This window comes from Streptomyces sp. NBC_00414 (assembly GCF_036038375.1).
GTDB lineage: Bacteria > Actinomycetota > Actinomycetes > Streptomycetales > Streptomycetaceae > Streptomyces.
In genome coordinates, this window is record NZ_CP107935.1 from 9,663,403 (window position 1) to 9,676,519 (window position 13,117).

Genomic DNA, 13,117 nt, shown 5'->3' on the forward strand with positions numbered 1-13,117 from the left:
TAGACGCGGGGGCCCGGAATGACCCCGCGCCGAGGGGGAGATGCTGTGTCGGAGTCGGCCACCGTGTCGACCGACCGGCCGACCTGGGGGAGCGGACCGAGTGTTCCGGTGCCCACCGGGCTGTCGGCCGGGATGTCAGTCGGTCGCCTTCGCGTACTCCTGTGCCATGCCTCCGGCGAAGTCGAACACCACGGCGGGTTCGTCCCCCACGACCCAGGCGTCATGGCCGGGCGGGCAGACGAAGACGTCTCCGGGGCCGACCTCGCCCTCGGCGCCGTCGTCCATCCGTATCCGCATACGGCCCCGGACCACGTACCCGTTGTGATGGACCAGGCAGCTCTCGGTGCCCGCGATCGGTGCCACGGACTCGGACCAGCGCCAGCCCGGCTCGAACGTCGCCACGGCGAAGTCGAGCCCGGTGAGATGAACGGCTTCCAGGTGACCGTGCGGGAAGTCCCGCCGTTCGTCCGGCTTCTCGACCGCCTTGATCTCCATCATGACGGTCCCTCCAATCCAGCTTCGTTCACAGCCTCGGGGCCCTGCCGCCGTCCCCGTGACAGCCACGGAGTTCCCGTGACGTCCGCGGACACGCGGATCGGAGCCCCCTCCCTCTCATCGTCCGCCCGCAAGCCGGGCTCCGCCATTCGGGGGAACCGCCGCACGTCACACCAGCGGGATGGTCACCTCGTCCTCCACGGGCGGATCGACTTCCTGCGGCAGGTTCCCCGTCGCGGAGAAGCAGCGCAGCCGGACGGACTCCGGGGTGACGTCCAGGCGCAGGAAGCACTTGAAGAACGGCGGACTGTACGTCGCCGAACCGGGCGAGAAGAGCCGGCTGTGGACCTTGCGCACCGGCAGCCGCAGACGTGACGTGCGGTCGGGGCGACTGCCGGCACCCAGCAGGCTCGCGACCACGCGGGTGCGCGGGGTGACCCGGGTGGCCCGCACCCGGGCGCGGGTCGGGGGGACGCCGAGGCGCTCGGACACGACGGCGGTCGCCTGGTCCTCGGTGAGCGTGAAGAACCGCCGCATGCGCAGCCGGCGTCCGTAGAGCCTGCTGTAGAAGGCCAGGGAGTCGCCGCGCAGCGGATAGCAGCGGAAGTCTTCCTCGGTGACACCTGCGACGGAGATCCGCGGCATGGTGTGGGTGGCGTGCATGAAGGCCCCGCCGCCGCCGGCCACCACGTACTGGATGGTGCGGCCGTCCACGGCCACCGGGTAGCGCTGGTAGTTGTGGATGTCGCCGCCTATCGCGGCCACGTAGTGGTGGTCGGGATCGCGCACGATCTCGTCGACCGTTCCGCCGCCCTCGATGGAGCAGGGGTGGTGCTCGGCGTCCACGTACAGCGGGGAGCCGGTGACGAGGATCTTGGGGGTGTCCCCCTTGGAGACCTCGCGCAGCCATCGGCCCTGCTCGGCGTCGACGGTTCCGAGCAGGCCGGTGTCGATGCCTATGATCCGCACCGGGCCCGCGTCGACGGCCCAGTACGGGCCCGGCTGCACGGCCTGTTGGGCGGGCGCCGAGCGCAACCGCCGCGCCTCGGCGAGGCGTTGTTCGTCGGGCGCCCTCGGCTTGTGCCACAGCAGTGTCCGCCACCAGGCGGCCGACAGTCGGCGGGGCGGGGCCGGTGGCGCGAGGGGCGGCGCGTCACAGAAGACACGCATGAAGCCGTCCAGGTCCTCGTACCAGTCGTGGTTGCCGGGTATGGCGTATATCGGCGCCTGATAGTCCTGGTAGGGGCGGAAGAACTTCGGGCCGTAGTCGTCGGCGGCGCCGACCGGGTAGATCACGTCACTGGCGAGCACGGCGAACTCCGTGCCCCGACCGGCCTTCAGGAACCCGGGGACGACGGCGTACTGGGGGTCGTCCCCTTCGCCGGTGTCTCCGATGACCATGAAGGAGAAGCGGTCCGGCGCGGGGTGCCGGACCACTTTGTCGGCCGGTGCCCCGGCCGCCGTCCGCTGCTCCACCCAGCGGCCGCGGGTGTGGCCCGTCGGGTCCCCGAACAGTGAGGCCAGCGTGCCGTTCCGGGCCGGCCACAGGGTCTTGGGATTGACCCAGGACAGTTTCTCGACCTGCTGGGGCATCAGGTGCTTGTAGGCACCGCGTTCCGATGTGCCCCAACCGGCGCCGGCCGCGGTGTCGCGTGAAGAGTCAGACATCGGTGAACGGTAACAATGATCTGGTCGGCACCGGCTGTCGGGCACCTCCGGTGCCGGGCCGCGCAGTTGGTGACGCGTGGCGGGGGCGCCGGAGCCTCAGGCGGATGCCGGCCGGAGGACGACCGGGAGGGCGGCGAGGCCGTTCACCGCCGTGGAGATCACGGGCACCAGTTCCGACTCGGGCACGGCCAGCCGCATGGCGGGGAAGCGGGTGAAGAGCTGGGAGAGCCCGATCGCGCTCTCCAGGCGGGCCAGGGGGGCGCCGAGGCAGTAGTGCGGGCCCGCACCGAAGGCGAGCTGGCGTTCGTAGTGGCGGGAGTCGCGGATGTCGAAGCGCGCCGGGACCGTTCCGCGCTGTTCGCGGTTGGCGGCGGCCAGACCGACGACGATCGGCTCGCCGCGGCGCACGGTCACTCCGTGCAGGTCGGTGTCCCGCAGCGCGTAGCGCATGAACAGGTTGCGCAGCGGCGAGTTCCAGTGCAGGCCCGCTTCCACGGCGGCCGACCAGTCGAGTTCGCCGTCGAGAAGCGCGGTGAGTTGGTCGGGGTGGGTGAGCAGGGCGTGGACGGTGCTGGTCAGAGAGTTGACCGTGGTCTCGTGGCCGGCCAGCAGGATGATCTCCAGGGTGTCGATCAGCTCCTTCTCCGACAGCCTGCCGTCCTCGTCGTCCAACGCCTCGATCAGCGCGCTGGTCAGATCGCCGAGCGGGGCCGCACGACGGTCGGCGACCAGACGTGCCAGCACCTCGCGCTGCCCGACCGCGGCCTCCTGTCGCTCGGCGCCACTCACCTCGACACTCAGCATGGTCCGGAAGTGACCACGTAATCGGTGCTGCTGATCGGGATCGGTGAGACCGAACAGCTCGCAGATGATCAACAGCGGGAGCGGATAGGCGAAATTCTCCTTGAGATCGGTCACCGCTTCCGGCCCCCCGGACTCCAGACCGCTCAGCAACTCCCGGGTGATGTCACCGATCCGGGGCGCGAGCGCGTCGATACGCCGGGGAGTGAAGGCGTGGCTCACCAGGCGGCGAAGCCTGCGGTGGTCGGCCCCGTCCGCGTTGAGCATCGACTCCCCGACGATCAGGTTGAGCAGCGGCCACCCGGCGGGTATCTCCCCGCGTGTGTACGCACCCCAGTGCCGCGGATCGCTGGAGAGGTCGGGGTGTGCGTCCAGTACCGTCTGGGCCGCCGCGGCCGACATGGCCGCCCAGGAACGGACGTCGTCCGGCAGCGCCACCGGCACCATGGGGCCGAACCGCAGCCACTCGGCTGCTTCCTCGTGGGTCCCGCGGTTCGGATCGAGCCAGGACACGGGCTGGTCGAGCGACAGCTTCGAACGGTCGATGCGCATGGACAGCTCCAACTGCACGGGGGATACGTCGACTTGCGTCCGCCTACCGTGTGCGGCCGTACCGCGAGGGAAGCTGTACCGAGTCCGGGCCGACCGCCCGACAGGCATCGTATCGACCCGACCCCGCGCATACGTACGAAGCGGACGAAGCCCTGTCCGAGGAACCCAAGTCGTCTTGATTACCCGGTATGTTGACTGGTTCGACCGGTTTCCCAGGGGCGCGGGGCGGGGCAGGCCGGTCGGGGTTACGGCCGGATCAGCCGTTCCTCCGGGATCACCGCCACGCCCAGGATCTCGATCATCGCCTCGGGCTGCCACAGGGCCGTACAGCCGATGCCGGCCATCGCCGGATAGACGGGCCCGGCGAGCTCGCGCCACACCGTGCCGATCTCCTTGCCGTGCGCCTGGTAGTCGGGGATGTCGGTCAGGTAGATCGTCACGCTGACCAGGTCCCGCGGCTCGCCGCCCACCTCGCGCAGTGTCGTCAGGACATTGCCGAACGCCTGGCGGAACTGCTCGACGATTCCGCCCGGCACGATCTTCATGTCGGCGTCGAGAGCGGTCTGTCCGCCCAGGTGGAGCGTGTTCCCCGCGAGCGTTCCGTGCGAGTAGCCGCGGGGTGTCGGCAGGGCTCCCGGGTTCACGGCGATGGGAGTCACGTGGCCCTCCGGTTCGGATGGTCGCGGTCCGGCTCGACGAGTTGTCTCCGGCGCGCCATATTGACAATAAATGACGGTCGTGAAAAAAACGAGATACGACACTGACCGTGCAATCGATCACGCACCGATCACTCACTGATCACCCGCTCCCGAAGCCGCACGACCGGAACGGAGCCAGTCCCCATGGAGCCCGACCTCAGCAAGTACCGCCTGGAGGGTGACGCCTCGATGTACCGGCTGCCCAGCGGGATCGTGGCTCCCGTGGTGACGCGCGCCGGATCGGAGAGCGGGAACACCGCCGACTCCGGCGGGGCCGTCCGGATCTCGGGCGTCAGCATCCAGCACACACCCGCCACCAAACTGTGGTTCGGCAAGGTCAGCAACGACCCCGGCTACCGCTCGGTCACCCATCACCACGGCGAGGCCGAGACCGGCGGCTACGTCCTGTCGGGGCGGGCCCGCATCTACTTCGGCGAGAAGTTCGAGGACTACGTCGACATGTCGGAGGGCGACTGGGTCTTCGTCCCGCCGTTCATGCCGCACATCGAGTGCAACCTCTCCCGCACCGATCCCCTGACCTGGATGACCACCCGGACGCCGGAGAACATCGTCGTCAACCTCACCGACGTGGCCGACGCCGACCTGCGCGACTGGCTCGACCGATGACGCCGGGACCCGGTCCGACAACGGGCGGGACACCGCCGACCTCCGCGTTCTTCACCGAGGCCGTCACGCTGACGCCCACCCCGCCGGAGCACTTCGACCTCGCCTTCACCGCCGTCACCCAGCCCTGCCCCTGGCCCAAGGCGTACGGCGGCGACCTGGTCGCGGCGGCAGCGGCGGCGGCCATGCGGTCGGTGACCGACGCCAAGACGCTGCACTCGATGCACAGTTACTTCCTGCGCCCCGCCGACATCGGCGCACAGGTGCGCTACGAGGTCGAGGTGCTGCGCGACGGCCGCGGCTACAGCACCCGGCAGGTACGCGGCTACCAGAACGGCAAACCGCTCTACGTCTGCCTGGCCAACTTCGCGGCGGGGGAGCCCGGCGGGACCTTCCACGCGGAGTTCGCGGAGGTCGTCCCCGACCCGGAAGACCTCCCCGGCTCGGCCGCGTACCTCGAAGAGCGCAGCGGCGGCTCGATGACCGAGGAGTCCAAGGCCTACTGGTCCACCGGCCGCAGCTTCGACATGCGGCATCTGCCCGGCCCGGTCTACCTCACCGTCGAGGGCAAACGGCTGCCCCAACAGGCGGTCTGGGTAAGGCCGTTCGACACGCTGCGCACCGTCGAGGGACTGACCGACGCCCAGCGGGACCTGGCCGCGCTGGCCTACGTCTGCGACTACACGATCCTCGAACCCGTCCTGCGCGTACTCGACCTGGCCTGGGCCGACCCCGGACTCGTCACCGCCAGCCTCGACCACGCCATGTGGTTCCACCGCCCAGGACCGGTCGGCGACTGGCTCCTCTACGTCCAGGAAGCGGTCGCCGCCGACGCGGGCCGCGGAGTGGGCACCGGCCGCTTCTTCACCCGCGACCACCGTCACCTGGCCACCGTCGTCCAGGAGGGAATGATCCGCCCCGCCTGACCCGCCGCCCGGTACGGCTCGGCACCTCGGCACATCGGCGCCTCGGCATCGTCCGGTACCGGCGGCTCCCGGAAGGACTCCTCCGTTGACTCTTCCGCCACCGCTCCCACCGATCCGACCTCGGTCACCGGCTCCCTCGGCGTACGAGGACACCTTCGCCCGGGACCACCTCCCACCCGCGCACCTGTGGCCCGCCATCGAGTTCGGCACGCCCGAACTGCGCCACCCGGAACGGCTCAACGCGGCCACCGAACTCATCGACCGCACCGCGTCGACGTTCGGGGCCGACCGCCCGGCGCTGCGCACACCGGCCGGGGAGACCTGGACCTACGGGGAACTGAGGAAGCGGGCCAACCAGGTGGCCCAGGTGCTGACCGAGGACCTCGGCCTGGTCCCGGGCGGGCGGGTCCTGCTGCGCTCACCCAACACCCCATGGACCGTCGCGAGTTGGCTCGGCGTGCTCAAGGCCGGGGGCGTCGTCGTCACCGTCATGGCCGCGCTGCGCGCCCGGGAGATCGCCCCGGTCGCCGAACGGACCCTGCCCGCCCTCGCCCTGGTCGACCACCGGTGCGCCGAGGACGTCCACACCGTCCGTGACACCGTGCTGCCGTCGCTGAAGGTCGTCGAGTTCGGCGGCACCGGACCGGGCGACCTCGTGGCGCGCGCCTCGGCGAAGTCAGGTGAGTTCACCGCCGTGGACACCGCCGCCGACGACGTGGCACTCCTCGCGCCGACGTCCGGCAGCACCGGCACCCCGAAGATCACCATGCACTTCCACCGGGACATCCTGTCCATCGACGACACCTTCGGCCGCCATGTGCTGCGACTGCTCCCGGACGACCTGGTCGCCTGCAGCGCCCCCTTCGCCTTCACCTTCGGCCTCGGCATGCTCGTCGTCTTCCCGCTGCGGGCCGGCGCCTGCGCACTGCTCACCGAGGCCGTGACCCCGCCGGGCATGGCGGAACTCGTCCAGCAGCAGGGCGTCACCGTGCTCGCGACGGCGCCCACCGCCTACAAGGCGATCCTGCGCGAGGGGCGCGAACAGCAGCTAGCCGGACTGCGCGTCGGCGTCTCGGCCGGCGAACACATCCCCGTGGGCACCTGGGAGCAACTGCGCGACAGGATCGGACTGCGCGTCGTCGACGGGATCGGCGCCACCGAACTGCTGCACATCTTCATCTCGGCGGCCGGCGACGACATCCGGCCCGGCGCCACCGGAAAACCCGTGCCCGGCTTCCGCGCCACGATCCTCGGCCCCGACGGTACGGAACTCGGTCCCGGCGAGCCGGGCAGGCTGGGCGTCATCGGCCCGGTCGGCTGCCGCTACCTCGACGACGAACGCCAGAAGGACTACGTCGTGAGCGGCTGGAACGTCACAGGTGACGTCTTCCACCGCGACGAGGACGGCTACTTCCACTACCACGCCCGCGGCGACAACATGATCGTCTCCTCGGGCTACAACATCGGCGGGCCCGAGGTCGAGGCCGCCATAGACACCCACCCCGACGTCCTGGAATGCGCCGTCGTCGGCCGGAGCGACCCCGAACGCGGCGAAGTCGTCTGCGCCTTCGTCGTCCTGCGGCCCGGCGTGACCGGTGACGCCGCCAAGGCCAGGGAGATCCAGGACCACGTCAAACAGGTCATCGCGCCCTACAAGTACCCACGTGACGTGCGGTTCCGCGAGTCCCTGCCGCGCAACGCCAGCGGCAAACTGCAGCGTTTCGCGCTCCGCGCGGCCGTCGAGGGCACAACCGCCGAGGACGAGCAGGCCACCACGGCCGCCGGTGAGCACTGAAAGAGGAACCCCGTGAAGATCGCGATCGTCGGCGGTGGCCCCGGCGGCCTCTACTTCGCCGCTCTCATGAAACAGCTCGACCCGTCCCACGAGATCACCGTGTGGGAGCGCAACGCCCCCGACGACACCTTCGGCTTCGGGGTGGTGTTCTCCGACGAGACGCTCGGCGGCATCGAGAACGCGGACCGCGAGTTCGCCGACGCCATGGCACGCCGCTTCGCCCGCTGGACCGACATCGACATCCACTACCGCGGCCGCACCCACACCGTGGGCGGCCAGGGATTCGCCGCGATGGGCCGCCAGGAACTGCTCCGACTGCTGCAGCGCCGCTGCCACGACCTCGGCGTGCTCGTCCGCTTCTCCACGGCCGCCCCCGACACCGACGCCCTGCGTGCCTCGTACGACCTCGTGGTGGGCGCGGACGGTGTCAACTCGCAGGTCAGGGCGGCTCACCCGGGCGTCTTCCGCCCCACCCTGGACCAACGGCGCAACAAGTACATGTGGCTGGGCACGGACCGGGTCTTCGAGGCGTTCCAGTTCTTCGTCAAACAGACGGAGTGGGGGACCATGCAGGTGCACGGCTACCCCTACTCCGAGAGCGGCTCCACCTTCATCGTCGAGATGCACGAGGACGTCTGGCGCCGGGCCGGCTTCGACGTCACCGAGGAGACCGAGTTCCCGCCGGGTGCCTCCGACGAGCAGGCCGTCGAGCGTGTCCGCAAGCTCTTCGCCGACGAACTCGCCGGACACCAGGTGTTCGCCAACAACTCCAAGTGGCTCGGCTTCACCACCGTGCGCAACGAGCGCTGGTACCACGGCAACCTCGTCCTCGTCGGCGATGCCGCGCACACCGCGCACTTCTCGATCGGCTCGGGCACCAAACTGGCGATGGAGGACTCCCTCGCCCTCGCCGCCTGCCTGCACGAACACCCGGACACCGAGAGCGCGTTGGAGGCGTACGAGGCGGAGCGGCGCCCGGTCGTCGAGTCCACGCAGCGGGCCGCCCAGGCCTCCCTCGAATGGTTCGAGAACATCGGCATGTACGCCCACCAGGAGCCGACCCAGTTCTGCTTCAACCTGCTCACCCGGTCGCGCCGCATCACGTACGACAACCTCCGCACCCGCGACCAGGAGTTCGCCGACCGGGTCGACGCGGCCTTCGCGGCCTCCCAGGGGCTGCCCGAGACGGCACCGGCGATGTTCCAGCCGTTCCGGCTGGGCGAGCTGGAGCTGAAGAACCGGGTGATCGTGTCCCCGATGGACATGTACTCGGCCGTCGACGGCGTACCCGGTGACTTCCACCTCGTGCACCTCGGGTCGAAGGCGATGGGCGGCGCCGGACTGGTGATGACGGAGATGGTCTGCGTCTCGCCCGAGGGCCGCATCACCCCCGGCTGCACGGGGCTGTGGACCGACGGGCAGCGCGACTCGTGGGCGCGGATCGTGTCCTTCGTCCACGACCGCAGCACCGCCCGGATCGGACTCCAGCTCGGCCACTCCGGCCGCAAGGGCTCCACCCGGCTCATGTGGGAGGGCATGGACGATCCCCTGCCGGACGGCAACTGGCAGACCGTGGGCCCCTCACCGCTGCCGTACGGACCCGGCTCGGCCGTACCCCGTGAGCTGGACCGCGCCGGTATGGATGCGGTGGTCGCCGACTTCGTGGCCGCCGCCCGCCGTGGCGCCGAAGCGGGCTTCGACCTGCTCGAACTCCACTGCGCGCACGGCTACTTGCTGTCCTCGTTCCTCTCGCCCGCGACCAATCACCGCACCGACGAGTACGGCGGTTCGCTGCGGAACCGGCTCAGGTTCCCCCTGGAGGTCTTCGACGCCGTCCGGGCCGCCTGGCCGGCCGAGCGGCCGATGATCGTGCGGGTCTCCGCGACCGACTGGGTGCCGGACGGCACGACCGAGCACGACGCCGTGGAGATCGCCCGCGCCTTCATCGCCCACGGGGCGGACGCGATCGACGTCTCCTCCGGGCAGGTCTCCAAGGACGAGCGGCCCGCGTACGGGCGCTCGTACCAGACGCCGTTCGCGGACCGGATCCGCCACGAGGTCGCGGCGGCCACCGGCACGGCTGTCATCGCGGTCGGAGCCATCGCGTCCTACGACGACGTGAACTCGATCCTGCTGGCGGGGCGCGCCGACCTGTGCGCTCTCGGCCGCACCCATCTCTACGATCCGCACTGGACGCTGCACGCGGCGGCCGAGCAGGAGTATCGGGGCGGTGCGGGGCAGTGGCCGCTGCCGTATCGGGCCGGGGCGCGTAAGCCGCCGAGCGCTCGCACTGACGCTGTGCGTCCGCGGCTGTCCCTGCTGCGGGCCGAGGGTTCCGCGCAGACCGTGCACTTGCGGTGGCTGCCGCCACGGGAGCCGGTGCCTGTGTCGTGAGCGCTGCCCCGCACGGGGTGCCTGGGGTGCGCTCACAGGGCGACGGCCGTCTGTGGCTGGGTGCGCAGTTCCCCGCGCCCCTGAAACAGGCGCCGTACGTGGTTCCCGTGTCCCTGAAGCAGCGGCCGTCCGTGGCTGATCGCGCGGTTCCCCGCGCCCCAGAAAACGCGGAAGCGTGTCCTAGCCGGACTGGTTGCTGTCCTTCAGGGCGCCCCAGCCGTGCCAGCGGTCGACCTCGATCCAGGCGCTGACCCGGTCGCGGACGCGGTCGGGGTAGGGCTCGCCGGTGTAGTGCCGGGAGATGCGGTCGATGTCGGCGAGACCTTCGTCGTCCTTCATGTCCGTCACCTGGCCCAAGAGGGTGACATGGGTGTACCAGTCGTCCGCGTCGAGGACGGTCAGGGTCACCCGGGGGTCGCGGCGCAGATGCTTCAGACGCACCCGGCCCAGGTCCATGCTGATCAGCGCTCTACCGTCCTCCCACAAGTACCAGGTGGGCGTGGACACGGGCGCGCCGTCCGTGCGCACCGTGGCGATGACGGCCGCGTTGGGGCGGCTCAGCAGTTCGACGGCCTCGGGCGGAAGCGGCGGCTTGGACATGTGCACTCCTCCATCTCGGCGGGCCCGCAGAGTGGGGGGCTCCGGCGAATGCATCCTCGCGCCCCGCCATGGCCCGCGCCACTCGGCGCCGCCCCGACGTCGGACAGGCCCGGGGGGCGTCCGTCGGACGCCCCCCCTCGGCCGTCAGGGCTTCACGGCGACCGCGCCGAACTGCGGGACCGTGGTGGGGGAGCCGTTGCCGGCGTGCCAGTGCGTGCAGGAGACGAGGCCCGGTTCGAGGAACTCCAGACCGTCGAAGAACGCGGTGACCTCCGCGCGGGTGCGGGCGGTGATCGGCGGGGTGGCGTTCTCGTTCCAGAACTTCATCGCCTCCACGTTGCCCTCGCCGCCGAGGTCGGTGTCGGTCGTGGGATGGGTGAGGACCAGGTAGCTGCCGGACGGTACCGCCGCCAGGACCTGGCGCACGATGTCCTGCGCCTTACGGGTGTCGAGGACGAAGTTGAGGATGCCCAGCATCATCACCGCTACGGGCCGGTCGAGGTCCAGGGTCGCCGAGGCACGCTCGACGATCCCTTCGGGGTGGTGGACGTCGGCGTCTATGTAGTCGGTGGCGCCCTCGGGAGTGCTGGTCAGCAGGGTCCGCGCGTGGGCGAGCACGATCGGGTCGTTGTCGACGTACACGATGCGCGCGTCGGGCGCGGACCGCTGGGCGATCTCGTGCGTGTTGTCCAGGGTCGGCAGCCCGGTGCCGATGTCCAGGAACTGCCGCACCCCTCGCTCCTCGACCAGATGGCGGACCGCGCGGCCGAGGAACTCCCGGTCGGCGCGGGCCACGTCGCGGATCACCGGGAACATCCCGGCGACCTGGTCACCGACGGCCTGGTCGACCTCGTAGTTGTCCTTCCCGCCGATCCAGTAGTTCCAGACCCGGGCGTTGTGCGCCACCCCGGTGTTGAGTCTCCCTGAACCGCCGGACGGGGTCTGGTTCTCACTCATGTCTTTCCTCTCCCGGGCACGGCACGCGTGTCCTGGGCTGCTGCGGCCGCCTTGGCGGCACCGAACCGTCGTCCCCGCCATTCTGCCGCCTGTTGATCACGCCGTCCCGGGATTCCGGCCCGCCCGCCCGTGGCATCCGGCAGGCGGCCCGGAATCCCGGGCGTACCCGTGGGGCGGGCTCAGGGCCAGGAGAGAGGAGTCCCGGCCTTGTGGTCGCCGAGCCAGATGATCCGCTCGGTCTCGTCGTAGTGGCTCACGTCCGCGCAGGCGCCCTCGGGTTCCCGGTCCGCGGTCTGGAAGTGGCGTGCCGACCAGCCCGTGAGGCCGTGCCGGTCGAGCAACCGCCCGATGACCTTCCTGAAGTCCGGATGGGACACACAGGTGCGGTCGGCGAACTGCTTCCGAAGGTCGGCCCGGAAGTGCGAGAGGCGGAGCTGCTCCTCCGTGGGCCCGAGGTAGGGGTCCGAGCGATGGCTCCGGCACTGGTCCCGGCCACCCGTGTACACAGTGATCGACCCCTGCCGCGAGCTGTCGACGCAGGCGGTGAGTGCGGCGGGCGCCGTCCGGCCGAACAGCTCGGGCCACCGCTCGCGGCAGGTGGCCACGGGATCGTCGGTACCGGGGTCGAAGCTCAGCACGGCGTCGCCGTTGTCGGAGCTGACGCAGGACAGCCCCGTCGAGTCGAGGGTGTGGCCCCGCCCGTCACCGGCCACCCACGCGTAGGTGCCCGCGGTCGCGCCGGTCACGACCAGCGCCACGGTCGGCACCATGACCAGCACGCGCCTGCGCCGCTGGCGGGTGCGCTGCCGCACCCGGGCGAGAATTCTCGTCGCGACGGGCGAATCCGGGTCCGTGGCCCGTTCGCCGGGATCCGGATCACTGTCGCGCAGCATCCGGTCGAGTGCCTCATCGCTCAGCATGATCCTTCTCCTTCGTCGGATGCGCTGGATTCATCGGATTCGCCGGACCTCCCGGACTCGCCGAACCCGGTGGACCCGCCGAACCCGCTGAACCCGCCGGATTTTGATTCGGGTTCGCCGCGACCAGGTGCTGCTTCAGCCGCTGTCTGGCCCGGTGCATACGGGTGTCGACGGCGCCGACGGAGATTCCCAGCACTGACGCGATGCCGGCCCGGGACAGGTCGTCCCAGTAGGCCAGGCGCAGCAGCTCCCGGTCGGAGGCCGACAGCCGTGCCAGCGCCGCCGAGAGCCCGTCGTCCGGGTCGGAGACGGCGGAGGCGTCACCGCCGTGCGGCGGATCCGGCTCGCCCCGTTCGGCCACCCGCAGCAGCAGCCGCGCCCAACGGCGTCTGCCGCGTTCATGGTTGGCCAGCACCCGGCGTGCGATGCCCAGCAGCCACAGCACCGCCTCCTCGTCGTCGGCGGGCAGTTGCCGGCGGCGACGCCAGGCCACCGCGTACACCTCGGCCACCGCGTCGTGGGCCGCCGATTCGCCGGTCCGGCGCAGGCAGTACGCCGTCACCCTTCGATAGGTCGGCCGGAACAGTCGCTCCAGCCGTTCACCCCGTTCGTTCCCATCCATGCCCAGCAATGTCCACCACGTTCCGATCCCTTACCGCCTCGCGCCACGACTTCGCCCGGCGCATG

General features: G+C 70.6%; 12 protein-coding genes. 4 read left to right on the plus strand and 8 right to left on the minus strand.

The window, feature by feature from the left end; translation table 11 throughout:
* Window positions 1–135: 135 nt before the first annotated feature.
* The 4 genes from OHS59_RS41430 to OHS59_RS41445 all read right to left on the minus strand — a co-directional run bounded on the left by OHS59_RS41430 (window position 136) and on the right by OHS59_RS41445 (window position 4,175).
* Window positions 136–498, minus strand: a complete 363-nt coding sequence (locus OHS59_RS41430; protein WP_328498479.1) for a cupin domain-containing protein — start codon at window positions 496–498, stop codon at window positions 136–138.
* Window positions 499–663: 165 nt separating this feature from the next.
* Window positions 664–2,163, minus strand: coding sequence for a metallophosphoesterase family protein (locus OHS59_RS41435; protein WP_328498480.1), 1,500 nt, complete (start codon window positions 2,161–2,163; stop codon window positions 664–666).
* Window positions 2,164–2,259: 96 nt separating this feature from the next.
* Window positions 2,260–3,516: a cytochrome P450 family protein gene (locus OHS59_RS41440; RefSeq protein WP_328498481.1), complete on the minus strand. Its 1,257-nt coding sequence runs from the start codon at window positions 3,514–3,516 to the stop codon at window positions 2,260–2,262.
* Window positions 3,517–3,761: 245 nt separating this feature from the next.
* A complete protein-coding gene (locus tag OHS59_RS41445; protein ID WP_328498482.1) occupies window positions 3,762–4,175 on the minus strand; it encodes a RidA family protein in 414 nt (137 codons plus the stop codon).
* 183 nt (window positions 4,176–4,358) lie between these two features.
* On the opposite strand from OHS59_RS41445, the gene OHS59_RS41450 reads away from it, so the two are divergent.
* From OHS59_RS41450 to OHS59_RS41465, 4 genes are all read left to right on the plus strand, one after another.
* Complete coding sequence (locus OHS59_RS41450; RefSeq protein ID WP_328498483.1) at window positions 4,359–4,841, plus strand: cupin domain-containing protein; 483 nt, start codon at window positions 4,359–4,361, stop codon at window positions 4,839–4,841.
* Window positions 4,838–5,764, plus strand: a complete 927-nt coding sequence (locus OHS59_RS41455; protein WP_328498484.1) for an acyl-CoA thioesterase — start codon at window positions 4,838–4,840, stop codon at window positions 5,762–5,764. Before OHS59_RS41450 ends, OHS59_RS41455 begins: the two co-directional genes overlap by 4 nt.
* A gap of 85 nt (window positions 5,765–5,849) precedes the next feature.
* Window positions 5,850–7,559 carry an AMP-binding protein gene (locus OHS59_RS41460; RefSeq protein ID WP_328498485.1) on the plus strand — a complete coding sequence of 570 codons (1,710 nt, stop codon included), beginning with the start codon at window positions 5,850–5,852 and terminating at the stop codon, window positions 7,557–7,559.
* 12 nt (window positions 7,560–7,571) lie between these two features.
* Window positions 7,572–9,953: a bifunctional salicylyl-CoA 5-hydroxylase/oxidoreductase gene (locus OHS59_RS41465; RefSeq protein WP_328498486.1), complete on the plus strand. Its 2,382-nt coding sequence runs from the start codon at window positions 7,572–7,574 to the stop codon at window positions 9,951–9,953.
* A gap of 180 nt (window positions 9,954–10,133) precedes the next feature.
* On the opposite strand, the gene OHS59_RS41470 is transcribed toward OHS59_RS41465, so the two are convergent.
* The 4 genes from OHS59_RS41470 to OHS59_RS41485 all read right to left on the minus strand — a co-directional run bounded on the left by OHS59_RS41470 (window position 10,134) and on the right by OHS59_RS41485 (window position 13,052).
* Window positions 10,134–10,553: a PPOX class F420-dependent oxidoreductase gene (locus OHS59_RS41470; protein WP_328498487.1), complete on the minus strand. Its 420-nt coding sequence runs from the start codon at window positions 10,551–10,553 to the stop codon at window positions 10,134–10,136.
* A 144-nt stretch (window positions 10,554–10,697) separates the two neighbouring features.
* On the minus strand, window positions 10,698–11,510 hold the full coding sequence (locus OHS59_RS41475; protein ID WP_328498488.1) for an SAM-dependent methyltransferase: 813 nt from the start codon (window positions 11,508–11,510) through the stop codon (window positions 10,698–10,700).
* Between the two features lie 179 nt (window positions 11,511–11,689).
* Window positions 11,690–12,430 carry a hypothetical protein gene (locus tag OHS59_RS41480; protein WP_328498489.1) on the minus strand — a complete coding sequence of 247 codons (741 nt, stop codon included), beginning with the start codon at window positions 12,428–12,430 and terminating at the stop codon, window positions 11,690–11,692.
* The gene (locus OHS59_RS41485) at window positions 12,417–13,052 is read right to left on the minus strand and encodes an RNA polymerase sigma factor (RefSeq protein WP_328498490.1); all 636 of its coding nucleotides are present in this window, start codon (window positions 13,050–13,052) and stop codon (window positions 12,417–12,419) included. The genes OHS59_RS41480 and OHS59_RS41485 overlap by 14 nt, the downstream gene beginning before the upstream one ends.
* Window positions 13,053–13,117: the final 65 nt, after the last annotated feature.

Coding starts and splice junctions, on each gene's coding strand:
- OHS59_RS41485 (WP_328498490.1), bottom strand. CDS start 13,052: ATGGATGGGAACGAACGGGGTGAACGGCTGGAGCGACTGTTCCGGCCG.
- OHS59_RS41475 (WP_328498488.1), bottom strand. CDS start 11,510: ATGAGTGAGAACCAGACCCCGTCCGGCGGTTCAGGGAGACTCAACACC.
- OHS59_RS41450 (WP_328498483.1), top strand. CDS start 4,359: ATGGAGCCCGACCTCAGCAAGTACCGCCTGGAGGGTGACGCCTCGATG.
- OHS59_RS41470 (WP_328498487.1), bottom strand. CDS start 10,553: ATGTCCAAGCCGCCGCTTCCGCCCGAGGCCGTCGAACTGCTGAGCCGC.
- OHS59_RS41435 (WP_328498480.1), bottom strand. CDS start 2,163: ATGTCTGACTCTTCACGCGACACCGCGGCCGGCGCCGGTTGGGGCACA.
- OHS59_RS41480 (WP_328498489.1), bottom strand. CDS start 12,430: ATGCTGAGCGATGAGGCACTCGACCGGATGCTGCGCGACAGTGATCCG.
- OHS59_RS41430 (WP_328498479.1), bottom strand. CDS start 498: ATGATGGAGATCAAGGCGGTCGAGAAGCCGGACGAACGGCGGGACTTC.
- OHS59_RS41440 (WP_328498481.1), bottom strand. CDS start 3,516: ATGCGCATCGACCGTTCGAAGCTGTCGCTCGACCAGCCCGTGTCCTGG.
- OHS59_RS41455 (WP_328498484.1), top strand. CDS start 4,838: ATGACGCCGGGACCCGGTCCGACAACGGGCGGGACACCGCCGACCTCC.